Source organism: Actinocorallia herbida (assembly GCF_003751225.1).
Taxonomy (GTDB): Bacteria; Actinomycetota; Actinomycetes; order Streptosporangiales; family Streptosporangiaceae; genus Actinocorallia; species Actinocorallia herbida.
Window position 1 is genome coordinate 8,925,154 of record NZ_RJKE01000001.1, and the last position, 26,394, is coordinate 8,951,547.

Below are 26,394 nucleotides of genomic sequence, written 5' to 3' on the forward strand. Positions count from 1 at the left end.
CCGGGCCGACCACTTCGAGCCGCCGGACGGGGGCAGGGCGGGGTGTGTGGACGGGGGGCGGGAGTTCCGATGCAATGGGGGGTATGACGGGATTGGTGCTGGGGCCGCTGCTGCGGTGGGTCGGGGAGCGCGGGGCGACGGTCTGGGTGGAGACCACCGAGGCCTGCGAGGTGACCGTGCTGGGGCGGACCGAGCGGACCTTCGCCGTGCACGGGCACCACTACGCGCTGGTGGACGTCGATGGGCTGGAGCCCGGGTCCGCGACCCCCTACGAGGTGCAGCTCGACGGGCGGCGGGTGTGGCCGGAAGCGGGCAGCGAGTTCCCGCCGAGCGTCATCCGGACCGTCGACCCGGCCCGGCCGGCGGCCGTCGCGTTCGGGTCGTGCCGGGTGGCGCCCGCGGCGACCGAGACCCACGGGATCGACGCGCTGAGCGCGTTCGCGCACGCGCTCAAGAACGGCGCGGACTTCCCCGACGTCCTGCTGATGATCGGCGACCAGGTCTACGCCGACGGCACGGGCGAGCGCATGCGGGCGTTCATCAGCGGCCGCCGCGACATCTCCGCCCCGCCCGGCGAGGAGATCGCCGACTTCGAGGAGTACACCGAGCTGTACCGGCTGGCCTGGACGACCGACCCCGCCGTGCGCTGGCTGCTGTCCACGGTGGCGACGCGCAGCGTCTTCGACGACCACGACGTCCGCGACGACTGGAACACCTCCTACGCGTGGCGGCAGTCGATGGCCGGGGTGGCCTGGTGGCGGCAGCGGGTCGTCAGCGGGATCGGTGCCTACTGGATCTACCAGCACCTCGGGAACCTCTCGCCCGAGGAGCGGCGCGCCGACAAGGTGCTGGCGGCGGTCCGCGGCGCGGCCGACGGCGGCGCGGCGCTCGACGAATTCGCCGACCTGGCCGACCGGGAGCCCTCGACGGCCCGATGGTCCTTCCGCTTCGAGCTGGGCCGGACCCGGGTCGTCGTCGTGGACAGCCGGGCGTCCCGGCTGCTCACGCCGACCCGCCGCGCCATGCTCGACGACGCCGAACAGTCCTGGCTGGACGAGCAGCTGACGGGCGGGGTCGACCAGCTCCTCATCGCGAGCTCGCTGCCGTTCCTCCTGCCCCCGGTGATCCACTACGCGGAGGCCTGGAACGAGCCGGTGGCCGAGCGGAGCCTCGACGGGTTCGGCGAGAAGCTTCGGCAGTTCGCCGACCTGGAGCACTGGGCGGCGTTCCGGGAGAGCTTCGAAGCGGTCTCGCGAGCGGTGCTCGAAGTGACACGCGGCGGGCGCGGCGCCCCACCGAAGAACATCGCGTTCCTCGGCGGCGACATCCACTACAGCTACCTGGCCAAGGCCGACGGCGGCCTGCCGATCTTCCAGGCGGTCTGCTCGCCGTTCCGCAACCCGCTCGGCGGCCCGTTCAAGTGGGCGAACCGGATCGCCTGCCTGCGGTTGCTGGGCGGCCCTGCCCGCCTCTTCGCCAAGACCACGGGGGTACGGCGCCCCCCGTTCGGCTGGCGCCTCACCGACGGTCCCTGGTTCAAGAACGCCATCGCCACGATCACCCCGGACTCCGTCGTCTGGCACACCCCCGCCACAGGAACCACCCTGCGCGTCCTGCGCTCCGCCCCACTGGACCCGAAGCAGACCCGGCTGATCCCGGCCGATCCCGGCTGATCCGGCGATTCATCCCGCTCGACCTGGGCCGTGCCGCGGATTCGCCATGCCGGAAAGCCGTCCACGGATAACGATGACCCCGGGGCGGCTCCGGATGATCTCCGAAGCCGCTTCTTGCCGTCTGAAGTGCGGCGCTGACCTGGGAATCGGGGCGGCAGCGGACGATCTTGTCCCGCCGTGCGCGGCCGGTGCCGGCTGCGTTCCGCTGCTCGGGACCGTAGAGGGTCCAACGGTCAAGGACATCATGCCTGGTCAGAGGACATTTCCGGGGCCGGGTGCGAGATGGCGGCCGCCTGGCGTGCCTAGCGTTGGTCCTCGGTCTCGGGGCGGCAGCCGAGCTGGGTCAGGATGTTGTCGATCTGCCTGTGGATGTTGGCGGTTTCGTCGTCGGTCGGCAGGCGGCCGCTTCCCTTCACGAACTGGCGTATGGCACTGTCCACGCTGTTCTGCCATATGGCGCGGGCGCCGCTCAAGGGGGTGGGGGCTTCTTCGTCCGTCATGCGCGCCTCTCTCCGCTCTGGTCGAGTCCTGATCAGCGTACGGTCAGGGTCGAGGATGGCGCGGTGATGTCCACTTGCGACAAGTGGCGAATGTCCGTCCGAATAGGCGTCGGGAAAGGCGCGAGTGAGGGTCGGCAGAGGCACGGCGCGGGGAGGGCGGCGGCCTCGGCGATGTGGGCTCGGGCGCGCCGGGGCCGGGTGCGGCCGTGGCTCGCGAAGGGAAGAACGCGCGGAGGCGCGCGGAGGCGCGCCGAGAGCGCGCCTGCGCGGAGGAGCTCCCTGGCTCAGGCGTCCAGGAGCGCGTCGTATTCGTCCTCGGGTCTGCCAAGGTCGACTCGGGCGCGGAACCGCAGGCGGAGCAGGCCCTCGAGGCTCTCGGCGGCGTCGCCGCGGGTCCGCTCGGGCAGCGCGAGCACCAGGTCGGCACCGTGCGTGGACCAGGTGTGCGCGCCGAGCAGGTCGCCGTGCTCGTAGAGGATCTCGGCGACGGAGCGGAACACCTCGGGGTCGGTCGGGGCGCTCTCTCGGATCTCGGCGAGCAGGCCGATGGCACCTGCGTTGTCGCCGAGCTTCAGGAGTGCGTCTGCGAGGTAGACACGGGCGTCGCCGTACGTCTCCCCGCCGTCTTCGATGGCACGGCGGTACACCTCGGCCGCGTGGGAGTGCTCGCCCGCGTGCTGGAACTGCTCGCCGGCGCGCAGCAGCAGCATCGCGCGGGTCAGGCCCTCATCCGTGGTGGCGTTGTCCGCCCAGTCGGCGAAGGTCACGGCTGCGGAGCGGTGATCTCCCGTCCGCAGGCTGTCGAACTCCAGGTCGTCGAGGTCGCCTTCGGTCACGTGGGTCACGGCTTAGACGTTACCCGCGCTCCCCCGGCAAAACCGGGAGATTACTCAAGATCAGCGGAAGGTGGCGGCGAGGTCACCGACGGGAGCGCTCGAGCGCGTCCCAGAATCCGCGGCGCAGGGAGTGCCGAACCTCGTCGTGCAGCAGGAAGTCGATCGGCAGCGCCGAGCCTTGGAGCAGCCGGGCCTCGAGGTCGGAGGGCATACGCGGCTTGCGGGCGAGCACGGCCTCCAACCACAGGGCCGGCGCGTCGCGGGCCACCGACTCGCCGAAGTCCTGACCCTCGGTGTGCGCCGCCTTCACCGCGTCGGAAAGGCTCGGCCCGGGTGAGGGCACCGCCGGCTGCGGCACGACCGGCAGCGCGGGCGAGGCGCTGTAGGCCGAGTGGACGGGCGCGGCAGGGGTCGGCGGGGGCGTGAGCGGATAGGAGGAGGGCGGCAGGGAGCCGAAGGGCGAGGACGTGGTGCCGAACTGTGCTGACGCCGTGCCGTAGGAAGAGGGCGCCGGGGCCGGAACCGCGAACGGATTGGGGGTGACCGTGCCCGAGGTCAGATAGCTCGGCTCCGCCACGGGACTGGCGTAGCTCGCCTCCGCGACAGGACTGGCATAGGTCGGCTCCGCGACGGGGGTGGCGTAACTCGGCTGGGTGGGCGGCGCGGGAGCCGGCGCGGCCGACGGGGTGGAGAAGGGGATGCCGCTGAGGACATTGGAGCCGGTGGTGGACGGCGCCGGGAGCTGCGGCGCCACGACGGGCGCGGGAGCCGGAGTGTGGTGCGCGACCGGGGCCGAGGCCGCCGAGGTCAGGCCGTTGGTCAGGGAGCTGAGGGAGGAGCCGTTCGAAGAGGCGGCGAGCACGCTCGCCAGGGAGGCGGGCATGGACGAGGGCACCGGGCTCTGCGCCGGAGGCTCGGCCGGACGCTCGGCGGCTGGCGCGGCCGAGGCGTAGGGCCGCAGGTGCCCGGCGCCGATCTCGATGAGGTCGTCGCACTCCTGGCGGAGCACCCGGGAGATGGTCCAGTTGCCTTCCACCGCGACGTGCACGACGGTGACCCGGATGCCGAGGTCCTGGGCGTCCTGGAGCACGGCGGCGAGGTCCTCGTCTCCGCTCACCACGACGGCGTCGGCGATGGCCCCGTTGCGGGCGAGGGTCATGAGGTCCCGGTGCAGCTCGGCGTCGACGCTCTCGCGGCGGCCCGGACGGCTCCGGCTCAGCCGCAGCTTCAGCCCGGGGAGGTCGGCGAGCGCCTCGTGCTCGGGAGTCCGGCGCCCTTCCACGCTGGTCTCGTACCAGTAGCAGCGCAGCAGCGGCATTCCGGCGCGTTCCCGGGCGAGGTTGCCCAGCAGTTGGAGCAGCCCGGGGAAGTCCCAGGACACCTGCTCGCGCTGGCGGACTCCGTGCACCGCCATCGCGCCGTCAGCCAGCAGGTAACCGGCGTCTACGAAGAGCGCACAGCGTTCCACAAGGCAACACCTCTCCGACCCCGAGTGGAGGTCTGCGACCCGAATCGACCCAGCTCAGAGCCCGGGCGGCTCTAGCCTAATGAAAGCCACTCCCGCCGTAAGCCGTTCCGGTGATTCGCCATCCTCTTACCGCGCGCATGCCGGGCGCAAGGGTGAGGAGGCAGGTGGAGTGGCCGATGACGGTGGCTGAGCGCGGACGCTACCAGCCGTTCCGGACTGTCCGTTAAGGAGTTCACACGTTCTTTACGGCGGATCTCGACAACGGTCAGCTCCGCAGGGGAGCCGTTACCGTCACCACACCGGCCACATAGGCATCGGCCTTGGTGGTGAGGGCGACGGATGACTTCCCGCCGAGTTCCGCGTCGTGCCCCACCACGTCGACGCCGAAAGTGAGGGATTGCCCGAGTGCTCCTTCCGCGACGCTCCTGAACGCGTTGGGGCCGCCGAGCTTCTTGCCGTCCAGGACGATCCCGTCGTCGGCCAGCTCCTCGTCCCCCTCCCAGGCGACGAAGCCGAGTTCGGCGGGGATCGCCGCGGGCAGGAGGCCGTCCAACGGCACCTGGAGGGTGTCGGCTCCGGTGGGTCCGAGCGCGCGCGCTCCGTCGAGCACCATCGCGCGGCTGAGCGGGGCCGAGACGTCCTCTGACACGACGACGAGGCTCCAGCCCGCGTAGTGGCCGACGCCTTCGCCGCCCTGCACGTCCGCGACCGTCCAGTCGCCTGTGCCGCCCGCCTTCACCTGCGCGGTCACGTCGGCGAAGGACTGATAGGCCGGGAAGCCCGGGAGGTCGACGATGTCCGTCTCCTCCGCTTCGACCGCCTTGTAGCCACCGGAGGGGGCGCGCAGCTTGGCCATGGCGCCTTCCCGGCCCGTGCCGGACCAGTACAGGCCCGCGAAGAGCACCCGTCCGGGCAGGGCGAGGCGCGCCGAGCTGGACCGGGTGGTGGCCGGGTCCTCGTCGAGGTCGAGGGAGGCCATCTTCCACAGGTCGTTGTCGAGCCTGCCGCCTTTGCGCTGCCTGGCCTCGGCGCAGCCGTGCTCGGCCTCGCGGCAGCTCAGCAGGGCGTTGCCGACCCGCTGGACGCGCACCCGTCCGTCCACCGCGTACCGCGCGGGAAGCCCTGCGGCCAGGACGCCCGCCTTGCCTCGCGCCGTCACCCGGGTGCCGGAGGATCGGACCGCGACGGACGGGACCACGCCCCGCTGGGCGCCCGGCGCTACGTTCACGTGAAGGTAGGCCGCCGAAGAACGTCCGGCGGGAAGGCCCGCACGGGTGCAGCGCAGGGCTTCGGCCGCGGGGCGGCAGGACCAGCCGTCGCCGAAAGGCACCCGGGACACCCACCGGGCCGAGGCCCGTCCGGTGCCCGCCCCGTCGAGGACGACTCCGGAGGGGAGGGTCACGTCGGCGATGAGGTCGCCGGACCTGCCGCGCCCCTCGTTCCGGACGGCCAGGGCGATGATCCCCCGGCTGCCGGGCAGCAGGGCCCCGACCGTCCCGATCTCCGCGCGCAGCACCGGGGAGGGCGGGGCGGACGTGACGGCCGGGGACGTCGAGGTCACCGCGGGCACGGCAGGCGCCCCCGGCGCCCCGGGCACCGCGGGCGCGGCGGGCGGGTCGGGCACGGCGAACTGGACCGGCGGCCCGGGAGGCTTCGCGGGTTGTGCGCCCGCGGAAGGGTCCGCGGGCGCCTGGGACGGCTGAGGGTCCGCGACGGCCGGGGGAGCGCCGGGCGCCCCGGGCGAGGCCGGCTCGGTGTTCGAGGCGGGCCAGGCCATGGCCGCCGCGGCCACCAGGGCGGCCGCGACGCCCGCGGCGGTGGCCCTGCGGCCCTGCTTCGGGACCCGGCCCCAGAGCAGGCCGAGGGCCGCGAAAGCGCCCTTGGTGAGGTAGGAGGACGCGGCGAGGCCGAGGACGAGAGGCCCCACGGTCACGCCGAGCCCGTCGTTGAGCGAGGACAGCTCCTCGTAGATGCCCTTGCAGAAGGGACATTCGCGCAGGTGCCTGTCCATCCGCTCCCGGCCGCGCGACCTCGCGGGTTCGCGGACGAGCGCGGGGAGCATGTCGAGCACGGGCGCGCAGGCCGCGTCCGGGTGGGCCGGGGCGTGCATCCTCAGGTAGGCGCGGCGCAGCCCTTCCCGGGCGCGGAGCGCGAGCACGGCGGTGCCGTTGGCGCTGAGCCCGAGGACCTTGCCCGCCTCAGCGGGCTTCTCCCCCTCGACGACGGTGTGCCACAGCACCGCCTGCCACCGGTCCGGCAGGGAGAGGTACGCCCGGACGATCAGCTCGTTCTCCAGCCCTGCCAGTGCCGGATCGACGAACGGAACGCCCGGGTCGTAGCTCTCGATGGCGTCGGTGCTCGTCTCGCGGGAGCGCCGCCGGTAGCGGTCGACGACGGTCCTGCGAAGCGAGGTGAGCAGATAGGGCCGGAACGCGTCCTCCGGGCCTCCGCCGCGTTGGAGCACGGCGAGGACCCTCGTGAAGGTGTCGGCGACGGCGTCGTCGGCCTCGGCGTCGCCGTCCACGAGCGACCGCGCGAGGCGTCGCGCCGCCTCCTTGTGCCGTTCGTACAGCACCCCGTACCCAGCGGTCTCGCCTTGCCGAATCCGCTCGATGAGCTCGGCGTCGCTCGGCCCGACGGCCTTCTGCTCCCCCATGGCACCCCCTTTGCAGCCGCAGAGTAATCTATTGGCTACGGACAGTGCTTAGGGGTGTTTCCGCGAACGAGGTCATGACCCGTAGTCGCGGGGATCTTTACCCGATCTTCTCCTACCGCGCCCCGGGCCGCCCCGCGACACGCGACACGCGACACGCGACGAGCGCGGCACGTCGCACGTGCCGCGCTCGTCGCGCCCGCCGGGAAGGCGGCCGGTTCAGAGTTGGGCGATCAGCTTGCTGAGCGTCTCCGACAGGTTCTCCGGAGCCGTATGGGCGGTCTCCCAGGCACGGGCCCTGGCCGCCTTCAACCTGACGTCGTCGGGCGACGTGGCGAGGAACGCGCAGGGCGCGTCCGGCCAGTCGCCGCCGTGGGCCGGCAGATCGGCGTCGAGGAAGACGTAGCCGCCCACCAGCCTGTGCGCGGCCTTCTGGGCCCCGGCGAGCGAGGGCAGCAAGGGTCCGGCGCACCCGTGCCCGACCAGCACCAGCGGGGCCTCCGGGGCCGCGGCGGCGATGGCCAGGGACGAGCCCGCGATGTAGCGGGCGCCGGTGGCCGGATCATCTGTGGGCTGCGGAACGACGACGTGCAGCCCTTGCGTACGCAGTTCGTCGGCCAGCCCACCGGGAAGCGGTGCGCCGAGGAGAACGAGAGTGCCTGGCGTCATGGACCCATCGTTACATCCCGCACCCACCCGAGTGCCGACCGGGACCCCGTCGACCCTAGGCTTGACGCGTGAGTGACCGCGAAGAGCTACTGCAAGAGATCAAGACGAAGGCCGTGGTGCACGGCGACTTCACCCTTTCCTCCGGCCGGAAGGCCGCGTTCTACGTGGACCTGCGGAGGGTCACCCTTGACGGCCAGGCCGCCCCGCTGATCGGCAAGGTCATGCTCGACCTGACGACCGACCTCGATTACACCGCCGTCGGCGGCCTCACCCTCGGCGCCGACCCTGTCGCCACGGCGATGCTCCACGCGGCGGCCGCGCGCGGTCAGCGGCTCGACGCGTTCGTGGTGCGCAAGGCCGCCAAGCAGCACGGGATGCAGCGGCGGATCGAGGGCCCGGACATCGCCGGGAAGCGGGTGCTCATCGTGGAGGACACCTCGACGACCGGTGGATCCCCGCTCACCGCGGTCGAGGCGGCCCGCGAGGCCGGGGCCACGGTCGTCGGCGTGGCCACCGTGGTGGAGCGCAGCGCGGCCGAGCCGATCACCGCGGCGGGCCTGGAGTACCGGTACGCCTATGACCTGGCGGCCCTGGGCCTGTAGGGCGCGGAAGACGCCCATCCCCGCCGGGGTCCGCGGTCAGCTTTCGACGCTGCGGGCCTTGGCGGAGCCCTTGACGAAGGAGATCGTGATCTTGCCGGAGGGGAGCTCGATCGCCTTGCCGTCGACCTTCACCTGGACGGCCGCGGAGTCGCCGATCGTGACGTCCACGTCGGGCCACAGCACCTCGCGCTCGTCGCCCTTGCCGAATTGCCCGCGCCAGTAGACGGGCGAATTGCCGGGGCCTGCCGCGAAGACGTCGACTTTTTTCACGAATTTGATCGTCGCGTAGACCGTGCGCTTGCCCTCGATGGACGCGCTCATCGAGGCCGAGGACCCGGGGTCCGACTCCGAGGGGCCCACCGCCTCGGATTTCATCGAACTCACCAGGGCTGTACCACCGACCACCACCAGACCGAGGGCGAGCGCTACGCCCACGGCGATGATCAGGATGTTGACGAGACCACGAGGGTCATTTCGGTGACGGCCCACGGGATGAGACTAGCGACACAAGTGGGGTCCGGCGAACGAAACTACACATCCGTGACCCATGAGACCAACCAGTGTTCACTACCCCAGTCACGGCTTTCCACCCGACCCCCGCCAAACCCCATCCGGGGCCGCTCCGAAGGCGTACGAGATAGTAGGAGGCAGAGGCAGACCATCGCCGCACCCTCCTGCGGCACCGTCGTGCGTGCACGGCGGCTGACCTGCCCCGGATGAGAGGAACGCAGCATGCCCATCGCCACTCCCGAGGTCTACACGGAGATGCTCGACCGCGCCAAGCAGGGCGGATTCGCCTATCCGGCGATCAACGTGACCTCCAGCCAGACGCTCAACGCCGCCCTGCGCGGCTTCGCCGAGGCGGAGAGCGACGGCATCATCCAGGTGTCGACCGGTGGGGCGGAGTACCTGTCCGGTTCCCTCAAGAGCATGGTGACCGGCTCCGCGGCGTTCGCCGAGTACGCCCGCGTCGTCGCCGCCGAGTACGACGTGCAGATCGCGCTGCACACCGACCACTGCCCGAAGGACAAGCTCGACGGCTTCATGCGGCCGCTGATCAAGATCTCCCAGGAGCGCGTCGCGCGCGGCCAGGAGCCCCTGTTCCAGTCGCACATGTGGGACGGCTCGGCCGTGCCGCTGAAGGAGAACCTGGAGATCGCGGTCGACCTGCTCGCCGAGTCCGTCAAGGCCAGGACGGTCATGGAGATGGAGATCGGCGTCGTAGGCGGCGAAGAGGACGGCGTCTCGCACGAGATCAACGAGAAGCTGTACACCACGGTCGAGGACGCCCTGGAGACCGCCGCCGCGGTCGGCACCGGCGACAAGGGCCGGTACATCCTCGCCGCGACCTTCGGCAACGTGCACGGCGTGTACAAGCCCGGCGCCGTGAAGCTGCGCCCGGAGGTCCTGAAGGAGCTCCAGGACGCCGTCGGCGCCAAGTACGGCAAGGACAAGCCGTTCGACCTCGTGTTCCACGGCGGTTCCGGCTCCACGCTGGAGGAGATCCGCGAGGCCCTCTCCTACGGCGTCATCAAGATGAACATCGACACCGACACCCAGTACGCGTTCACCCGTCCGGTCGCCGACCACATGCTGCGCAACTACGAAGGCGTGCTGAAGGTCGACGGCGAGGTCGGCAACAAGAAGCTGTACGACCCGCGCTCCTGGGGCAAGGCCGCCGAGGCGTCCATGACCGCCCGGATCGTGACGGCCTGTGAGGACCTGCTCTCGGCCGGCAAGAAGATCAAGTAAGGCCCTGCGGCCAAGGGCGGGGGCCGGGATGCCTAGCATGCGGGTATGAGCCAGAACCTGCTGGGCGGCCCGGCCCCCACCCTTCTTCCCGATGAGCCCGAGGCGGCGAAGCTCCTCGCCGACGGCGTCGAGCCGCACGAGGTGGCCGCCAAGTTCCCGACCTACGCGGCGGCCTGGGCGGTCCTCGCCGAAGGCGCCTTCGAGCGCGGAGACGTCATCGAGTCCTACGCGTTCGCCCGCACCGGCTACCACCGCGGCCTGGACGCGCTGCGCCGCAACGGCTGGAAGGGCCACGGGCCGGTTCCGTGGGAGCACGTGCCCAACCGCGGCTTCCTGCGGGCGCTGGCCGCACTCGGCCGGGCGGCCGCCGCGATCGGTGAGGACGGAGAGGCCGAGCGCTGCCGGACGTTCCTCCGGGACTCCAGTGAGACCGCCGCGCAGGCCCTGGCCTGACGTCGCAGTTTCCCTGCCGGACTGCGCCGGGTAGTATCTGATCGCAAGAGGCCCCTTGTTCGCTTGCGATCAGGGGCTTTTCTATTGGCCTTGAAGGAGATCGTCAGATGCCGGCCATCGTGCTCGTCGGTGCTCAGTGGGGCGACGAAGGCAAGGGAAAGGCGACCGACCTGCTTGGCGGGAAGGTCGACTACGTCGTCCGCTACCAGGGGGGCAACAACGCCGGACACACCGTCGTCATCGGGGACAAGTCGTACGCGCTGCACCTGCTGCCGTCGGGAATCCTGTCCCCTGACGTCGTGCCCGTCATCGGCAACGGCGTCGTGATCGACCCGGGTGTGCTGCTGCACGAGATCGAGGGCCTGATGGCCCGTGGCGTGGACTGCTCGCGCCTGCTGATCTCGGCCAACGCCCATCTGATCATGCCCCACCACCGCGCGCTGGACAAAGTGTCCGAGCGCTACCTCGGCAAGGCCCGGATCGGTACCACCGGCCGCGGCATCGGCCCCGCCTACGGCGACAAGATCGCGCGCATGGGCGTCCGGATCCAGGACCTCTTCGACCCCGGCATCCTCCAGAAGAAGGTGGAGCTGTCGCTGCGGGAGAAGAACCAGGTACTCACCAAGGTCTACAACCGGCGGCCGATGCTGGTCGAGCCGATCGTGGAGGAGTACCTGGCCTACGGCGAGCGGCTGCGCCCGTACGTCGCCAACACGGAGCTGATCGTCAACCAGGCGCTCGACGCCGGCAAGGTCGTCCTGCTGGAAGGCGCCCAGGGCACGCTCCTGGACGTCGACCACGGCACCTACCCGTTCGTCACGTCCTCGTCGCCGACCGCGGGCGGCGCCTGCGCCGGCTCGGGTGTCGGGCCGACGAAGGTCACGGGCGTCATCGGCATCCTGAAGGCCTACACCACGCGCGTCGGCTCGGGACCGTTCCCGACCGAACTGCTCGACGACATGGGCGAGTACCTGCGCACCACCGGCGGCGAGTACGGCGTCACCACCGGCCGCGACCGGCGCTGCGGCTGGTTCGACGCGGTGATCGCCCGGTACGCCGCGCGGGTCAACGGCGTCACGGACTTCTTCCTCACCAAGCTCGACGTGCTGTCGGGCCTCGAGGAGATCCCGATCTGCGTCGCCTACGACGTCGAGGGCGTGCGGCACGACGAGATGCCGTCGAACCAGACGGACTTCCACCACGCCAAGCCGGTCCTGGAGATCCTGCCGGGCTGGCGCGAGGACATCACGGGCGCCAAGACGTTCGACGACCTGCCGCCGAACGCCCAGGCGTACGTCCGGCGGCTCGAAGAGCTCTCCGGCGCCCGGATCTCGGCGATCGGCGTCGGCCCCGGCCGCGACCAAACGCTCACCCTGCGTGATCTGATCTGACCCGGGGCGGCCTCGGCCGCCCCGCACACATCGGGTGTCCTCTCTCACACCCCCCGATCGACCGGCGGCTAGAAGGCCTCTCCTACCCTGGCCAGGAGTTGTTCTTCCGCAGGCAACCGGCACGATCGGGGGGCGTTACATTACTGTGCGTAATCTTGAGCGCATGGACCGATGTGTCGAACTCCAGGGGCATCGGGGTGCTCGCGGACTTCGTCCCGAGAACACCCTTCCGGCCTTCGCACACGCCCTCGCGCTCGGCGTCGACGCCGTCGAGTTCGATGTCGGGTTCTCCGCGGACGGCGTCGTGGTGCTGCACCACGACCAGACCGTCTCACCGCTGACGACCCGGGACACCGGACCGGCCTTCCCCGGGGACCCGCAGTTCCCGTACGTCGGGCGGCCCATCCGGACGCTGCGGCTCGACCAGCTCAAGACCCTGGACTCCGGGGTGCGCGCCGCGGATCCCGCCGATCCCTACCGCCGCACCGCGCTCGCGCTGCCGGGCACGCCGCTCGCGACGCTGGACGAGGCGTGCGCGCTGCTCGCCCCCGCCGGGAGCGTAAGGCTGTGCGTCGAGTTGAAGACCGACCCGTCCTGGCCGGACGCGGAGGTCGCCTACTTCGTCTCCGAGGTGCTCGCCGTCCTCGCCGCGCACGGCCTGCTGCACCGCACCCGGCTGCTCGGCTTCGACTGGCGGTTCCTCAAGCACACGCGGCGGCTGGAGCCGTCGGTGGCCCGGGTGGCGCTGGCCGAGCCGCCGACCCTGGCCGACCCGTCCTGGCTGGCCGGCGCGGACCCGCGCGACCCCGCCCTGTCGGCGCTCGCCGAGGGCGCGACGATCTTCTCGCCGCAGTACACGATGCTCGACGAGGCCCTGTTCGAGCGGGCCGCCGGGCTCGGCCTCCCGGTGACGGTCTGGACGGTCAACACCCCCGAGGCGATGGCCAGGTACCTCGGCATGGGCGTCGCCGCGATCGTCACGGACTACCCGGATCTGCTCCGCGTCGTCATGACCGCCCATGGGCATGCCGTTCCCGAGCCGTACCGTACGGTCGAGGCCGCCGCCTCATGACGCCCACGACCCGGTGATCTTTGCGACCGGGAAGCTCATAAATGTCGTTGCATGACCGTTTCGTTGTTGTCTGAGACAAAGGCTGGGACCTAGGGGTACAACCCACCTATGCGGTCGCATGACGGTCCCTCCCCCGCCAGGTCGCTCTCCCGCCGCGGCGTCCTCGGGCTCGGCGCCCAGGCGCTGGCCGGCGCCGCCCTCGCCGGATGCGCGAAGCCCGCCCGGCACAACGGCGAGCTGACCGTGATGACGCACGCGAACGAGTTCGACGAGGCCGCGCGCAAGGAGGCGGAACGGGTCCTCGGCGTCCGGGTCCGCCGGCTCGACCCCGATCTCACCCGGCTCACCGCGATGCTCGCCGAAGGCGGTCCCCCGGACGTCATCCGGGGGAGCGGGACCATCGACGCGCCCTTCCTCGCCGCGTCCCGGCTCGCCCTCGACCTCGATCCCCACCTCACGGCGAGCAAGGCCATCGACGCGGCCGACCTCGACCCCGTGGGCGACGCGTGGCGGTTCGACGGAGTCCGGCAGGGAGCCGGGCCCCGGTACGGACTCGTCAAGGACTACTCCCAAGACGGGATGTTCTGGTGCGACGCCTCCCTTTTCGACCGCGCCGGGGTGGCCCTGCCCGACCCGTCCCGGCCTCTCGGCCACGACGCCTGGCTGGACCTGGCCCGCGACCTGACCGTCCGCAGCGGTGGCCGGACCACCACCTACGGCCTCGACGTGTCCGGACTCGGCGGATTCCTCCACCTGATGGGGATGACGGCGTCGGCGGGCGGCCGGATCTTCGGCGACGACCTCGCGACCGTCGACTTCTCCGCGCCCGAGCCCAGGGAGGTCCTGCGCTGGTATCTCGCCTACATCCGGGCGCGGACCGGTTTCAGCCCCGTCGACCTGAACCCCGACGGGTGGCCGTGGCCCGCCTTCCAGGCGCGGCGGATGGCGATGGTCATGGCCGGGTACTGGCTCGGCGCCCTCATCGCCGACGAGCCCGCCCTGCCCGCGGACGCCCGGCTCATGCCCGCGCCGTCGTTCGGAGGGCCGCGTGTCAGCCCCTGCTACGCCGCGGCGGGCCTGTGGATCCCGCGGACCTGCCCCATCCCCGAGACCGCCTGGGCGTTCTTCGAGTGGTACTTCGCCGGGGCGCCCGCCCGCGACCGCGCCGACCGCGGCTTCGGCGTGCCGCCGCTCACCTCGCTGCGGTCGCGGCTGCCCGCCGCCGAGCCGTTCCAGACGCGAGCGCTGGAGGTCCAGCGCGCGGAGCTGCCCCATCTCACGGTCCTGTCCTTCACCCCCTACGCCCGGGAGGAGGCGCTGGACGCCGTCATCAACCGGGTCGTCCCCGAGGCGTTCGCGCGTGACGCGTCGCCCGGCGCCCTCGCCGAACTGCTGACCACCGAGATCAACGAGGTCCTCGCGCGCGGGAGGGAGCGGGTCGGGTGAGCGCTCCCGCAGGGACGGCCCGCAAGAGCCGCGTCTTCTACGTGTTCGTCCTTCCGTGGGTCATCGGGTTCCTCACCCTCACCGCCTTCCCCCTGGCGTACGCCTTCTGGCTGAGCCTCACCAGCGCCGACGTGCTCTCCCAGGACAGCGACTTCGTCGGAGCCGCCAACTACACCGAACTCCTCCACGACGCGCGAGCGGGCGAAGCCTTCGCCCGTACCGCCCTGTTCACCTTGGCGACCGTTCCGGCGAGCGTCCTTGGCGGACTTCTCTTGGCCGTTCTCGTGCAGCGCCCCCTACCGGGCCGGGCCTTCTACCGCGCCGCGTTCTTCCTTCCCTCCGTGGTGCCTCCGGTGGCGACGGCGATCGCGTTCAAGGCGCTGTTCGCGCGCGACACCGGGGCCGTCAACGGGGTCCTCGGGCTCGCCGGGGCCGAGGCCGTCACCTGGACGGAGGGGCCGCACATGACCGCCGTGCTGGTCTGCCTGGCGCTGTGGGGCGTCGGCAGCTTCATGACGATCTCGCTCGCCGCCCTCCAGGACGTGCCGCGCGACCTCTTCGACGCCGCCCTGGTGGACGGCGCGGGGGCGCTGCGCACGTTCACCGCGGTCACCCTGCCGCTCATCTCACCCGTCCTGCTGTTCCAGGCCGTCACCGGGGTCACCGCGGGACTCCAGACGTTCCTGCCCGCGCTGCTCCTGGCCCCCGGATCCGGCGGGGGCGACCTCACCACGATGCCGCAGGGCGGCTACTTCTTCATGATCCACGTCTATGTGGCCTACTTCGCCGAAGGGCGCTTCGGATACGCCTCGGCTCTGCTGTGGGTGCTCTTCCTGCTCACCCTCGCGTGCACAGGAGTGCTGTTCAGGCTCTCCCGAAGGTTCGTCTTCACCTTGGTCGGCCCCGGGGGTGGTCGTCCTTGAGGCATCCCCTCCTGCACTTCGCCCTGATCTGCCTGGCGGTGCTCTTCCTCAGCCCTCTCCTGTGGCTGTTCCTCGCGGCGCTGAAGAGCCCCGATGAGCGGGCGTCGGACCACTGGCTGCCCGCGCAGCCCCGCTGGGGGAACTTCGCCGACGCGTTCACCCGGATCGACTTCTCCGGGCACCTCCTGAACTCCGTCATCCTGGCCTGCCTCTACTCGGTGCTCACGACGGCGAGTTCCGTCTGCGCGGGCTACGGCTTCGCGCGCCTCACCGCACGCGGGGAGAAGCCCCTGTTCGCGCTGCTCGTGATGACCATGATGACGCCCGGCATCGTCACCCTCGTGCCGACGTACCTGCTGTTCGCGAGACTCGGCCTCGTCGGCACGTACTGGCCGTGGGTCCTGTGGGGGCTCGGCGGGAACGCCTACATCATCTTCCTCTTCCGGCAGTTCTTCGCCGCCGTCCCCAGGGAGCTCGAAGAGGCCGCCTTCATCGACGGCTGCGGGCACGTCCGCCTGTTCCTGCGCGTCGTGCTGCCCCAGTCCGGCCCCGCCCTGACCGCCTCCGCGGTGCTCACCTTCGCCTGGGCCTGGGGCGACTGGACGGGCCCGCGCCTGCTCCTCGACGAGAGGACGACGACGCTGGCGGTGGCCGTCCCGATGGGGTACGCGGACCCGTCCGGGCACGGCGTGGACAACCTCCTCGCCGCGGGATCCCTGCTGTACGTGCTCCCTTTGCTCCTGCTCTTCCTGTTCGCCCAGCGGTACTTCACCGCGGGCGCCTACGCCTCCTGGATGCGGTAGCCGATGCGCGTCCAGATCGGATCGGTCGTCGTCGAGACCGGAGCCGCCGCCCCGGAAGGCGGGCCGCCCTGGACGCTGCCGCGCCGTCCCGCGGCCTTCACCGGACGCGCCGAGGAACTCGAAGAGATCGTCGCCCAGGCGTCATCGGCCGGGGCGCCCTCGATCATCTGCCTGTGCGGCCGTCCCGGGGTCGGCAAGACCGCGCTGGCGCTGGAGGCGGCGCACCGGCTCCGCGGGCGCTTCCCCGGCGGCGCCCTGTTCGCCGAGGCGCGCGCGCACAGCGGCGGCGAACGGCTGGGCGCGATGGAGGTCCTGGAGCGCCTCCTCAGCGATCTCGGGCACTCCCCCGCGCACATCCCCGGCGACCGCGAGGCCCGCGCGGCGGCGTTCCGGGAGGTCACCGCCGGCCGCCGGATGGTCGTGGTCGTCGACGACGTCGTCTCCCCCGCCGAGCTGCCGCTGCTGCGCCCGGCCCGCGGCTCGCTGCTGCTGGCGACGGGCAGGCGCGTCATGACCGCGCCGGACGCGCTGACCTTCGCCCTCGACGGGCTGCGCCCCCGCGACGCCGTCCGGCTGCTCACCGCGGCCGGGGCGGGGGAGGAGACCGCCGAGGACATCGCGCGCGCCTGCGGCAGGCTCCCGCTGGCGCTGCGGATCGCCGCGGCGCGGCTGGCGCTCGACCCCGGCCTGCGCGCCGCCGACCTCGCCGCGGCCCTCGCCCGCCCCGACGGGCGGCTGTTCGCGCTCAGCGACGGCATGGGCGACCGGGCGGTCCGGGCGACCTTCGCCTCCTCCTACGCCTCGCTCGACCCCTCGGCGCGGCGCTTCTTCCGGCTGCTCGCGGCACTGCCGCTGGCCGACCTCACCGCGGGCTCCGCGGCCGTGCTCACCGGCGCGCCCGACGCGGGGGAGCGGCTGCGCGGCCTCGCCGACCTGCACCTGCTCGACGTCCGGGACGGCCACGGCGGCCCCCGCTACCGGATGCACGACCTCGTCGCGCTCTACGCGCGCGAACTGCTCGGTCCCGGCCGGGGCGACGCGGCGGCCGACCGCACCGCGGTCTGGTACGCGGCCCGCACCGCCGAGCACCGCGCCGCCCTCGACGGGCCGGACACCCGCGAGGCCCGGCAGTGGTACCTGGAGGAATGGGACAACATCGTCGCGGCCGGGAGCCGGCTGTTCCGCAGCGGGCTCGTCGAGGAGCTCTGGGCCCTCGTCCGCGCGGTGACCTCCGACGTCGACGTGCACTCGCCGTTCGGCGACTGGGAGCGGCTGCACCGCTGGGGGGCGCGGCTGTGCGCCCAGGCCGGGCAGCCGGACCGCGCGGCGCGGCTGCACGAGAGGCTGGCGCTCGCCTACCGCGAGGGCATGCGGATGAAGGAGGCCTTCGAGGAGGTCGCGGCGATGCGGGAGCTGACCGCCGGGGACCCGCGCGGGACCGCCGACGCCGACCACGCCGAGGCGAACCTGCTGCGCGACGAGGGAGACCTGGACCGGGCCCTGTGGCTGACCCTGCGCGCGCACGGGGTCTTCGTGGCCGACCGCGACTGGACCGCCGTCGGGTGGGCGCTGCACGGGCAGGCCGACCTCGTGCGCGCGCAGGGGCACGCGCTGCACTCCCTGCGCCTCCGCGTCACCGAGATCGCCGCGTTCACGCGCGGCGACGACCGCTTCGGCCTCGCCTGGGCGTACCACGGGCTGGGGGAGGCGTACGTGGACCTCGGACGGTACGCGGAGGCTGAGGCCAACCTTCGGACGGCCCTGCGCGTGCTGGCCGAACTGGGCGCCTTCAAGAGCGAAGGCTGGACCCTGGAACTCCTCGCGAAGGTGCTGCTATCGCGGGGCCGTGAAGACGACGCGCTCGTCCTGTTCGAAAGGGCGCTGCGCTCCTACGAGACGCGCGGCAACCGCGGCGACCAGGCCCGAGCACTGCTCCTGCTCGGGGACGCCGCCGCGCGTCGAGGGCGGGACGCGGAGGCGGCGACGCTGTGGCGCACCGCAAGGGCGCGGCTCGCCTCCCTCGACGGCGGACGTGTCGAGGACGTATCGGAGCGGCTTCGGTCCCGTCTCGAGGCGCTGACCGAGCCGGACGGGCACGGCGATACTGGGCCGTGAGGCGACTTGCGTTAGCGGAGGAGGCTCTGTGGACCCTGCCCTTGCCGCGCGGCGGATCTGTGTCGCGGTGGACGTCGAGAACTACAGCGGACGCGGTGATCTCGCGCAGGAGGAGGTGCAGCGCGGCCTAGCGGCGCTGCTCCGGGGGGCGCACGCCGCGGCGGCCCCGGCCGTCGCCCTCGCGCGGCAGCCTTCCGGCGACGGAGAGGTCGCGCTGGTCGACCCTCCGGCCGACGAGGCGCGCTTCCTCGCGGACTTTGTCCACAGCCTGTGGACAGGACTCGGCGCGGAGGGCGAAGCCGTGCCTTTCCGGTTGCGCGTGTCCGTCCACTGCGGGATCGCGTGGCTCGGCGACAACGGGTTCGTCGGCCGGGCGGTGGTGAAGACCTGCCGGATGCTCGACTCGGCGGTGCTGCGCGCCGCCTTGCGCGACGACCCGGGCACCCGCCTTGCGCTCATGGTCTCCGACTCCTTCTACGACGACGTGGTCCGGCGCGATCCTCCGGGCCTGGCCGCCGCCCGCTTCACCGCCGCGCGCGTCGGCGGGCCCTTCGACGCCGACGCCTGGATCTGGACCGGTGGACGGCCCATCGCGGCGGACGGCGAGCTCGTCCCCCGGACCACGCCCCCGGCGCCCCGGCCCGCGGCGCCGGACGAGATCAAGATCCCGCAGCCCGCCCCGGCCGCGCCGCTCGCCGCGATGTCGGTGACGGTCCACCCCGACGCCCGGGTCGGCACCCTGATCCAGGCCGCCGAGATCATCGGCGGGGTGCACCTGAGCGCCGCGCCGCCCCCCGGAGCGCCGTGACGGCCTCCGAACCCGCCCTCCATCTGGAGGTGCACGGCCCCGTGGACACCGCGGTGCAGGTCGGCCGCCTGGTCCTGCGGCTGCCCGCGCCGTTCCCCGACCATCCGCCGTCACGCGCGGCCCGCGGCACGGAACTCGCCGCGCTGTGGCGGGCCGCCTCCGAGGCCGAGCCTCCCCCGGGCGTCGTGCTCACCGGGCCGTCCGGGAGCGGCAAGAGCACCCTCGCGCTCCAATGGGCCCACCAGGCGCACGGGCTGTTCCCGGGTGGACTACGGCACGCCGACCTCTGTGCCGCTCCCGCGCCCGCGCCCACCGACCCGCCTGAGGGGCCGCGCAGCCTCCTCATCCTCGACAACGTGCCCGATGACTTCGATGTGGTGGCTCACCTTCCCGCCGCCGAATCCTGCTTCACCCTCATCACCACCCGCGTCCCGCGCCCTTCCCTCATCGTGGACGGGTTCCGCGCCCTCGCCGTCACGCCGCCGCCCCCTCCGTCGGCGCCTCTCCTCACCCTCCTGCACGATCTGCCCCACCTCGCCGACCCGGCCGGCCTCCCCTCCGACGCCCTGACGCCCCTGCTCCGGGCCGCGCAGGCCGAGGCCGAGGACACCCGCGACCTCCGCACCCACGCCGCCGTCAGCCTCCGCCTCGCCCGCCTCGACGCCGAAGCCGACCGCCCCGCCTCCGCCCTCCACTCCTACGCCCAAGCCCTCCACTCCTACGCCCACCTGGGAGACACCTCTTCCTACGCCCTCGCCCTCCGCGAGGCCACTCACCTCCACAGCTCCCTCCCGAAGGATCCGAACCGCCCCTCCCCACCGGAAGGGACGGCCCGGAGGCCCGCTCAGGACTCGGGGACGATGTAGGAGCAGACGACCTCGATGACGTGCCGGTCGTGCCCCCGCCGACGAAGACGCGGACGTTGCCCGCGCCGTCGCGCAGGTAGTGGCCGCTCACGTCGATGGGCGCCTCGGTGGAGGCTCGGGAGGGGCTGCCGGGGTGGCCGGGCTGAAACCGTTCCTTTCCTGAGGGCGCGGGGCGCGTCGGAGGGGCGGGGGAAGGCGGCGGGCGGATACTGGAGGCGTGGGGGAGCGGGGGCCGGGGGCGATCCGGGTGACCGGCGCGCGCGTGCACAATCTGCGATCCGTGGATGTGGACGTGCCGCTCTGGCGGGTCGTGGGCGTCACGGGGCTCTCCGGGTCGGGCAAGTCGTCTCTGGCAATGGGGGTGCTGTACGCGGAGGGATCGCGGCGGTTCCTGGACGGGCTGAGCACCTTCACCCGCCGCAGGATCGAGCAGGCGGCCAAACCCGACGTGGACCGGGTTGACTTCCTGCCCGCCGCGCTCGCTCTCCGACAGCGTCCCCCCGTGCCCGGCAGGCGCAGCACGGTCGGGACGATGAGCGAGGTGCTCAGCATCGTTCGGCTGATGGTCTCCCGGCTCGGCGCGCACGTGTGCCCGAACGGCCACCGCAATCCCCCGTCCCTGGCCGCCGCGGCCGACGAGTGGACCTCGTGCGTCGAGTGCGGGGTGCGGTTCCGCCTGCCGGGCGCGGAGTCCTTCGCGTTCAACTCGCTCGGCGCCTGCCCGGTCTGCCACGGCATGGGGACCCGCGACGAGGTCGATGAGGACTCACTCGTCCCGGATCCGGCCAAGACCCTGGCCGAGGGGGCCGTGACGCCCTGGAACAGCGCGGGCCGCAGCTACATGCCGCAGGTGGCCGCGGAGCTCGGGGTCAGGATCGACGTCCCGTACGCCGAGCTCACGGCCGCGGAGAAGGAGATCGTCCTGCACGGCCCGCCCGAGCAGCGGGAGGTGACGCTCCCTTCGAAGAAGGGCCGCGCGTTCAAACTGAACATGACGTTCGAGAACGCGGTGGCCTCGGTCGCCCAGGCGGGCAGCAGCGGCAGCGAGACGACGCGCAGCAGGCTCAGCAGGTTCTTCACCACGCACGTCTGCCCGGCCTGCCACGGCACCAGGTACCGGCCGGAGGCCCTCGCCTCGCACCTGGACGGGCGGACGATCGCCGAGATCACCGCCTTGGATCTGGAGCGGCTCGACGCGTTCGCCGCCGACCTGCCCGGCTGCCTGCCCGAGCCGGTGCGCGCCCTCGCCTCGCGGCTCGCCGGGGAGCTGCGCGACTCGGTACAGCCGCTACGCCGGCTCGGCCTCGACTACCTGTCTCTGGACCGCTCGGGCGACTCCCTCTCCACCGGGGAAAGGCAGCGCGTCCAGCTCGCCCGGACGGTACGGGAGCGTTCTACCGGGCTGCTGTACGTGCTGGACGAGCCGTCGGTGGGCCTGCACCCGGCGAACGTCGCGGGGGTGCGTGACCTGGTCGGCGTCCTGGCCGGCAACGGCAACTCCGTCGTGGTGGTCGACCACGACGTCGACCTTCTGCGGGCCGCCGACCACCTCATCGAGATGGGTCCCGGCGCGGGCAGCCTGGGCGGGACCGTCACCGCGCAAGGCACCCCGCAGGAGGTGGCCGCCGACCCGGCCTCCGTGACGGGGCCGTTCTTGTCGGGCGAAGCCGAGCCCGTCGTACGGACCCGGAGGGCGGAAAAGGAGGACGGACGGCTTTCGCTCACCGTGGGCGAGCTGTACAACCTCCGCGACATCGCCGTGCACGTCCCGCTGCGAAGACTGACGCTCGTGACGGGCGTCTCCGGGTCGGGCAAGACCGCCCTCGTGCTCGACAGCCTCGTGCCCGCGCTGCGCCGCCGGCTCGCCGGGCAGCCGCTCCCCCCGCACGTCCAGGACCTCGACGCGGGCGGGATCACCCGGCTGGTCGAGATCGACGCGACCCCGATCGGCAAGAACGCCCGCTCGACGCCCGCGACGTACTCGGGCGTGTTCGATCCCGTGCGGCAGCTCTTCGCGGCGTCTCCGGACGCCGCCGAACGCGGCTGGAAACCCGGGCATTTCTCTTACAACACCCGCGACGGTCAGTGCCACCGCTGCGAGGGGCTGGGCGAACTGTCGCTGGACATCCAGTACCTGCCCGATATGACGATCCGCTGCCCCGACTGCGACGGCGGCCGGTACAACCCGCAGACCCTTCAAGTCCGCGTGGACGACCGGACCATCGCCGACGTCCTTTCCCTCACCGTGGACGAGGCGGCTGAGGCGTTCTCCGGCCGTCCCGCCATCGCGGGCCGCCTATCCGCACTCCACTCGGTCGGTCTCGGCTACCTCACCCTCGGCGAGCCCACCCCGACGCTCTCCGGCGGCGAAGCCCAGCGCCTCCGCCTCGCCGAAGCCCTCCGCACCGACCAGGACGGGGCGCTCTACGTCTTCGACGAGCCGTCGATCGGCCTGCACCCGCTCGACGTCCGCACCCTCCTCAGCGCCCTCGACGGCCTCCTCGCGGCGGGCGCCACGGTCCTGGTCATCGACCACGACCTCGACCTCATCGCGAACGCCGACCGCGTCGTCGACCTCGGCCCCGGCGCGGGACCGCACGGCGGGCGGATCGTCGCGGCGGGCACGCCGGAAGAGGTCGCGGCGGATCCGGGGAGCCCTACGGGGGTCTACTTGGCACGGCATCTTCGGCGGGGTTGAGCGCCGTTCGCGGTCTCGTTCCGGCGGTGGCGGGCGCCCGGTGGGTGTTCTCGGCGGGAGGCGTCGGTCGGTTTGGCCGCCCTGTCGTGGCTCGGCACCGTCCGTCGAAATGAAGTCCGGCGGGGCCGGCGGAGGATCTGCTACATATGTAGTTGATCGTTCTCGGACCCGCGCTGTGCCGCGACGCACGGCCGCGACGGGGATGCGGGGCGCGGCCACGGGGGAGGGAGCAGGGATGAGCGCCTATCTGGGGAACATCGTGCTCGTCCTTGTGCTGATCGGCGTCAACGCGGTGCTCGCCGGCAGCGAGATCGCCCTGGTGTCGCTCCGCGAAGGCCAGCTCCGCAAGCTGGACCGGCGCAAGGGCCGGTCCGCGAGGGCCCTCGTCCGGCTCGCGCGCGACCCCAACCGGTTCCTCGCCACCATCCAGATCGGCATCACCCTCGCCGGGTTCCTCGCCTCGGCGACCGCCGCGGTCACCCTGTCGCGCCCGCTCGTCGAGCCGCTGGCCTTCCTCGGCGGCGCCGCGGACGCCGTCGCCATCGCGCTGGTCACTCTCATCCTGACCTTCTTCACGCTGGTCCTCGGCGAACTGGCGCCCAAGCGGGTGGCGATGCAGCGAGCCGAGGGCTGGTCGCTGTTCGTCGCCCGGCCGCTGAACTTCATCGCCGTGCTGTCCCGGCCCATCGTCTGGGCGCTCGGCAAGGCCACCGACGGCGTAGTGCGGCTCCTGGGCGGCGACCCCGAGGCCGCCAAGGAGCAGCTCGGGGCCGAGGAACTGCGCGACCTCGTCGCCGGGCAGCGCGGCCTGACCGCGGAGCAGCGCACGATCATCACGGGCGCGCTCGACATCCACGAGCGCACCCTGCGGTCGGTCCTGCGACCCCGAAGGCAAGTGTTCGTCTTGCGCGCCGACCTTCCCGTCGCCGAGGCGCGCGCCGCCCTGGCCGAGTCCGGCCACTCGCGCGCGCCGGTCGCCGCCGCCCGGCACGTCGACGACATCGTCGGCGTCGCCAACCTCCGCGAGCTCATCTCCGCCGACGGAGCGCTGCCCGTCGCGCGTGCCTGCCGGCCCGCCCTGACGTTCCCCGAGTCCCTGAAGGTGGCCGCGGCGCTGCGCAGGTTCCGGATCGAACGCCAGCAGTTCGCCCTGGTCATGGATGAATACGGCACGGTCGCCGGGATCGTCACCCTGGAGGACCTGCTGGAGGAGATCGTCGGCGAGATCTACGACGAGAACGACCGGGACGTTCTGGCCGTCACCGCCGACGACGGCGCCCTGGCCGTCCCCGGATCGTTCCCGCTGCACGATCTGCCGGACGTCGGGGTCAAGCTCGCCCCGCACGGCCACGCCGACTACACGACCGTCGCGGGGCTGGTGCTCGCCTTGCTCGGCCGCATCCCCGACGCGCCGGGCGACACCGTCCAGGCCGAGGGCTGGGAGTTCGAGGTCACCGGGGTCGACCGGCACGCGATCACCAGCGTGCGGATCAGGCCCGCCGCCATGCCGCGGAACGAGGCGACCGAAAACGCCTAGAGCCGGAAAAAGAGCCGACGGAAGGGGTGTCCAAGGTGCACCATGAAGACAGGGGGAGCGTGCCGGGGGACACGAGCGACACGAAGGACCGGACGAAGGACTGGGCGATGGGCAACGAACCGGGGGCCGGCGGAGAGTCGCTGCTGTGGCTGGGCACCCAGATGACCGAGGTCGAGGCGCTGCTCGCGCTGGCACTGACCGCGCCGTCACTGATCGCCGAGCGGCGCGCGCTCGTCGAGCTCGCCGACGCCGCGGAACGCCTGGCGCTGAACGCGCGCTACGCGGCCCTGGGCGACACCCTGTGGCACCGCGAGCGCATCCGCGCGCTGCCCCGCAGCCGCCGGGCGCGCCGCCGCGCCGCCAGCGCCGACCGCGGCGCCGACAAGATCCTCGGCTGGCTCAACCGCTCCGCCTGACACCGCGCCGCACCGGGCGGTGAAGGCTCACCCGGAGGCGGCCTCCGTGGGCGGCACCCCCGGTGCCACACTGGACTTCCCCCACCCCCTCGGAGGCCGCATGTCCGGGCCCGCCCTTCCCTCCCCCCGTCCCCGGGCCGTCCGCGGGGCTTCCGCGGGCGCGTGGCAGACCGTCGCGACGGTCACGCTCGGCACCGTCATGCTCGTGCTGAACTCCTCGGCGCTGAACATCGCGCTGCCTCTCGTCGCCGAGCACTACGAGGCGGGACCGCTCGCCGCGACCTGGACGATCCTCGGCTTCATGCTCGTGCAGACGTGCCTGCTCGTGGTGGCCGGACGCGTCGCCGACAGGTTCGACCGGCGCCGGATCTACCTGCTCGGCATCGTCCTGTTCACCGCGGCGAGCCTCGTCGCGGGCTTCGCCCCGTCGATCGGGGTGCTGATCGCGCTGCGCGTGGTGCAGGGCGTCGCGGCGGCGCTGGTGATGGCCAACGGCACGGCGCTCATCGCCGCCGCGGTGCCGCCGTCGCGGCTGAGCCAGAGCATGGGCTTCTACCTGGGCCTGATGGCCGCGGCCCCGCTCATCGGCCCGTCACTCGGCGGCTATCTCGCGGAGAACGTCGGTTGGGAGTGGGTCTTCTGGCTGAACGTCCCGGCCGGGGCCGCCGCGCTGGTCTGGGGCATGCTCGTGCTGCCGCGCTCGCGCGCCCTGTCCCACGACCCGATCGACGCGGTCGGCGCGGCCCTCCTCACCGGCTGGCTGGGCATGCTGGTGCTCGCGGTGTCCCAGGCCGGATCGCAGGAGAGCGCGGGCTCCGGCTGGCTGCCCGCGGTGGCCGGTCCGCTCCTCTTCCTGGGATTCGTCCTGCGGCAGCGCAAGGCCAAGGTTCCTCTCGTCGACCCATCGCTGTTCGCCGACCGGCCGTTCACCCTGAGCGGGCTCGCCACGACGCTGAGCGCGATGGGCTGGATCGGCAACGTCTTCCTGCTCGCGCTGTACTTCCAGAACGTCCAGGGCATGTCGACGGCCGAGGCGGGCCTCGCGGTGCTGCCCGGCCCGATCATCGGCATGATCGCCTCGCCGATCGGCGGGCAGCTCGGCCGCTGGTTCCGGGCCGACCGGATCGCGGTGGCCGGGGCGCTCACCTCGATGACGGGCCTCACCCTCCCCGTGCTCCTGCTGGAACGTGACACTCCCTACCCGGTGATCGCCGCGGCGATGATGCTGGTGTCGGCCGGCAGCGGCGTCTTCTACACCGCGAACACCACGATGATCATGATGGGCGTGCCCGGCGACCGGCTCGGCGTCGTCAACGGCGTCCGGCTGACCCTGCACAACCTCGGCACGGTGCTCGGCCCCGCCGTCGCCGTCGCGGTCGCGACCTCCCGGCTCGCCGCGGCCGACCGGCACCTGCTGTACGCGACGGCCGACGCCCGCCCCTCCGCCGACGCCCTCGCCGGACTCGTCACGGGATACCGCCTGGCCTTCGCCGTCTTCGCCGTCGCCTCCCTCTGCGCGACGGCCCTCCTCATCGCCGCGGTCCGCACCAGGACCCGCGCGGCCGCCGAGCCCGTCGGCGACGCGTCCGGAACGCACGATGCCGTCCCGATTCCGAACCACGACGCGCAGACCGGACCCCGCACGGAGCCCGCCGGACGCGACACCGCCGACGCCCCACCGTCGGAGCGCGGAGCGTAGGGTGGAAGGGCCGC

Annotated in this window: 22 protein-coding genes; 16 read left to right on the forward strand and 6 right to left on the reverse strand. The window is 72.5% G+C overall.

Annotation, left to right across the window (positions count from 1 at the left end):
• Positions 1–83 precede the first annotated feature (83 nt).
• Positions 84–1,673 carry an alkaline phosphatase D family protein gene (locus EDD29_RS40630; RefSeq protein WP_123669466.1) on the forward strand — a complete coding sequence of 530 codons (1,590 nt, stop codon included), beginning with the start codon at positions 84–86 and terminating at the stop codon, positions 1,671–1,673.
• 302 nt (positions 1,674–1,975) lie between these two features.
• Here EDD29_RS40630 and EDD29_RS40635 read toward each other — a convergent pair whose 3' ends face one another.
• The 5 genes from EDD29_RS40635 to EDD29_RS40655 all read right to left on the reverse strand — a co-directional run bounded on the left by EDD29_RS40635 (position 1,976) and on the right by EDD29_RS40655 (position 7,799).
• Positions 1,976–2,173 (reverse strand): hypothetical protein, encoded by a 198-nt coding sequence (locus EDD29_RS40635; protein ID WP_123669467.1) that lies wholly within the window; start codon positions 2,171–2,173, stop codon positions 1,976–1,978.
• Positions 2,174–2,457: 284 nt separating this feature from the next.
• Positions 2,458–3,018: a tetratricopeptide repeat protein gene (locus EDD29_RS40640; RefSeq protein WP_246053260.1), complete on the reverse strand. Its 561-nt coding sequence runs from the start codon at positions 3,016–3,018 to the stop codon at positions 2,458–2,460.
• Between the two features lie 73 nt (positions 3,019–3,091).
• The gene (locus EDD29_RS40645) at positions 3,092–4,477 is read right to left on the reverse strand and encodes an NYN domain-containing protein (RefSeq protein WP_123669468.1); all 1,386 of its coding nucleotides are present in this window, start codon (positions 4,475–4,477) and stop codon (positions 3,092–3,094) included.
• A gap of 265 nt (positions 4,478–4,742) precedes the next feature.
• On the reverse strand, positions 4,743–7,133 hold the full coding sequence (locus EDD29_RS40650; RefSeq protein ID WP_123669469.1) for a sigma-70 family RNA polymerase sigma factor: 2,391 nt from the start codon (positions 7,131–7,133) through the stop codon (positions 4,743–4,745).
• 216 nt (positions 7,134–7,349) lie between these two features.
• Positions 7,350–7,799, reverse strand: a complete 450-nt coding sequence (locus tag EDD29_RS40655; protein WP_123669470.1) for a hypothetical protein — start codon at positions 7,797–7,799, stop codon at positions 7,350–7,352.
• 68 nt (positions 7,800–7,867) lie between these two features.
• Between EDD29_RS40655 and pyrE the strand changes: the two genes are divergently transcribed.
• The gene (gene pyrE / locus EDD29_RS40660) at positions 7,868–8,401 is read left to right on the forward strand and encodes an orotate phosphoribosyltransferase (RefSeq protein ID WP_123669471.1); all 534 of its coding nucleotides are present in this window, start codon (positions 7,868–7,870) and stop codon (positions 8,399–8,401) included.
• 36 nt (positions 8,402–8,437) lie between these two features.
• Here the strand turns inward: pyrE and EDD29_RS40665 are convergent, their stop codons facing one another.
• Positions 8,438–8,890 (reverse strand): hypothetical protein, encoded by a 453-nt coding sequence (locus EDD29_RS40665; RefSeq protein ID WP_148086258.1) that lies wholly within the window; start codon positions 8,888–8,890, stop codon positions 8,438–8,440.
• Positions 8,891–9,133: 243 nt separating this feature from the next.
• On the opposite strand from EDD29_RS40665, the gene fbaA reads away from it, so the two are divergent.
• From fbaA to EDD29_RS40740, 14 genes are all read left to right on the forward strand, one after another.
• Entirely contained in the window at positions 9,134–10,153 is a 1,020-nt protein-coding gene (gene fbaA, locus EDD29_RS40670; protein WP_123669473.1) for a class II fructose-bisphosphate aldolase, read from the forward strand.
• 45 nt (positions 10,154–10,198) lie between these two features.
• Positions 10,199–10,606 (forward strand): DUF3151 domain-containing protein, encoded by a 408-nt coding sequence (locus EDD29_RS40675; protein ID WP_123669474.1) that lies wholly within the window; start codon positions 10,199–10,201, stop codon positions 10,604–10,606.
• 107 nt (positions 10,607–10,713) lie between these two features.
• Positions 10,714–11,997 carry an adenylosuccinate synthase gene (locus EDD29_RS40680; protein WP_123669475.1) on the forward strand — a complete coding sequence of 428 codons (1,284 nt, stop codon included), beginning with the start codon at positions 10,714–10,716 and terminating at the stop codon, positions 11,995–11,997.
• 163 nt (positions 11,998–12,160) lie between these two features.
• Entirely contained in the window at positions 12,161–13,069 is a 909-nt protein-coding gene (locus tag EDD29_RS40685; RefSeq protein WP_123669476.1) for a glycerophosphodiester phosphodiesterase family protein, read from the forward strand.
• 108 nt (positions 13,070–13,177) lie between these two features.
• On the forward strand, positions 13,178–14,515 hold the full coding sequence (locus EDD29_RS40690; protein WP_123669477.1) for an ABC transporter substrate-binding protein: 1,338 nt from the start codon (positions 13,178–13,180) through the stop codon (positions 14,513–14,515).
• Positions 14,512–15,438 carry a carbohydrate ABC transporter permease gene (locus tag EDD29_RS40695; RefSeq protein WP_123669478.1) on the forward strand — a complete coding sequence of 309 codons (927 nt, stop codon included), beginning with the start codon at positions 14,512–14,514 and terminating at the stop codon, positions 15,436–15,438. Before EDD29_RS40690 ends, EDD29_RS40695 begins: the two co-directional genes overlap by 4 nt.
• On the forward strand, positions 15,435–16,241 hold the full coding sequence (locus EDD29_RS40700; protein ID WP_123669479.1) for a carbohydrate ABC transporter permease: 807 nt from the start codon (positions 15,435–15,437) through the stop codon (positions 16,239–16,241). The genes EDD29_RS40695 and EDD29_RS40700 overlap by 4 nt, the downstream gene beginning before the upstream one ends.
• Positions 16,242–16,244: 3 nt before the next feature.
• The gene (locus EDD29_RS40705; RefSeq protein WP_123669480.1) at positions 16,245–18,356 is read left to right on the forward strand and encodes a tetratricopeptide repeat protein; all 2,112 of its coding nucleotides are present in this window, start codon (positions 16,245–16,247) and stop codon (positions 18,354–18,356) included.
• Between the two features lie 28 nt (positions 18,357–18,384).
• Positions 18,385–19,164, forward strand: coding sequence for a hypothetical protein (locus tag EDD29_RS40710; RefSeq protein ID WP_148086259.1), 780 nt, complete (start codon positions 18,385–18,387; stop codon positions 19,162–19,164).
• Positions 19,161–20,030, forward strand: a complete 870-nt coding sequence (locus EDD29_RS45105) for a hypothetical protein (RefSeq protein WP_148086260.1) — start codon at positions 19,161–19,163, stop codon at positions 20,028–20,030. The genes EDD29_RS40710 and EDD29_RS45105 overlap by 4 nt, the downstream gene beginning before the upstream one ends.
• A 280-nt stretch (positions 20,031–20,310) precedes the next feature.
• On the forward strand, positions 20,311–22,728 hold the full coding sequence (locus EDD29_RS40725) for an excinuclease ABC subunit UvrA (protein ID WP_246053261.1): 2,418 nt from the start codon (positions 20,311–20,313) through the stop codon (positions 22,726–22,728).
• Between the two features lie 235 nt (positions 22,729–22,963).
• Positions 22,964–24,265: a hemolysin family protein gene (locus tag EDD29_RS40730; protein WP_123669485.1), complete on the forward strand. Its 1,302-nt coding sequence runs from the start codon at positions 22,964–22,966 to the stop codon at positions 24,263–24,265.
• A gap of 107 nt (positions 24,266–24,372) precedes the next feature.
• On the forward strand, positions 24,373–24,681 hold the full coding sequence (locus tag EDD29_RS40735) for a hypothetical protein (RefSeq protein WP_148086261.1): 309 nt from the start codon (positions 24,373–24,375) through the stop codon (positions 24,679–24,681).
• Positions 24,682–24,781: 100 nt separating this feature from the next.
• Positions 24,782–26,380 carry a DHA2 family efflux MFS transporter permease subunit gene (locus tag EDD29_RS40740; RefSeq protein ID WP_123669487.1) on the forward strand — a complete coding sequence of 533 codons (1,599 nt, stop codon included), beginning with the start codon at positions 24,782–24,784 and terminating at the stop codon, positions 26,378–26,380.
• Positions 26,381–26,394 lie beyond the last annotated feature (14 nt).

Coding starts and splice junctions, on each gene's coding strand:
- EDD29_RS40740 (WP_123669487.1), top strand. CDS start 24,782: ATGTCCGGGCCCGCCCTTCCCTCCCCCCGTCCCCGGGCCGTCCGCGGG.
- EDD29_RS40655 (WP_123669470.1), bottom strand. CDS start 7,799: ATGACGCCAGGCACTCTCGTTCTCCTCGGCGCACCGCTTCCCGGTGGG.
- EDD29_RS40685 (WP_123669476.1), top strand. CDS start 12,161: ATGGACCGATGTGTCGAACTCCAGGGGCATCGGGGTGCTCGCGGACTT.
- EDD29_RS40650 (WP_123669469.1), bottom strand. CDS start 7,133: ATGGGGGAGCAGAAGGCCGTCGGGCCGAGCGACGCCGAGCTCATCGAG.
- EDD29_RS40705 (WP_123669480.1), top strand. CDS start 16,245: ATGCGCGTCCAGATCGGATCGGTCGTCGTCGAGACCGGAGCCGCCGCC.
- EDD29_RS40635 (WP_123669467.1), bottom strand. CDS start 2,173: ATGACGGACGAAGAAGCCCCCACCCCCTTGAGCGGCGCCCGCGCCATA.
- EDD29_RS40690 (WP_123669477.1), top strand. CDS start 13,178: ATGCGGTCGCATGACGGTCCCTCCCCCGCCAGGTCGCTCTCCCGCCGC.
- EDD29_RS40680 (WP_123669475.1), top strand. CDS start 10,714: ATGCCGGCCATCGTGCTCGTCGGTGCTCAGTGGGGCGACGAAGGCAAG.
- EDD29_RS40730 (WP_123669485.1), top strand. CDS start 22,964: ATGAGCGCCTATCTGGGGAACATCGTGCTCGTCCTTGTGCTGATCGGC.
- EDD29_RS40630 (WP_123669466.1), top strand. CDS start 84: ATGACGGGATTGGTGCTGGGGCCGCTGCTGCGGTGGGTCGGGGAGCGC.
- fbaA (WP_123669473.1), top strand. CDS start 9,134: ATGCCCATCGCCACTCCCGAGGTCTACACGGAGATGCTCGACCGCGCC.
- EDD29_RS40735 (WP_148086261.1), top strand. CDS start 24,373: ATGGGCAACGAACCGGGGGCCGGCGGAGAGTCGCTGCTGTGGCTGGGC.
- EDD29_RS40675 (WP_123669474.1), top strand. CDS start 10,199: ATGAGCCAGAACCTGCTGGGCGGCCCGGCCCCCACCCTTCTTCCCGAT.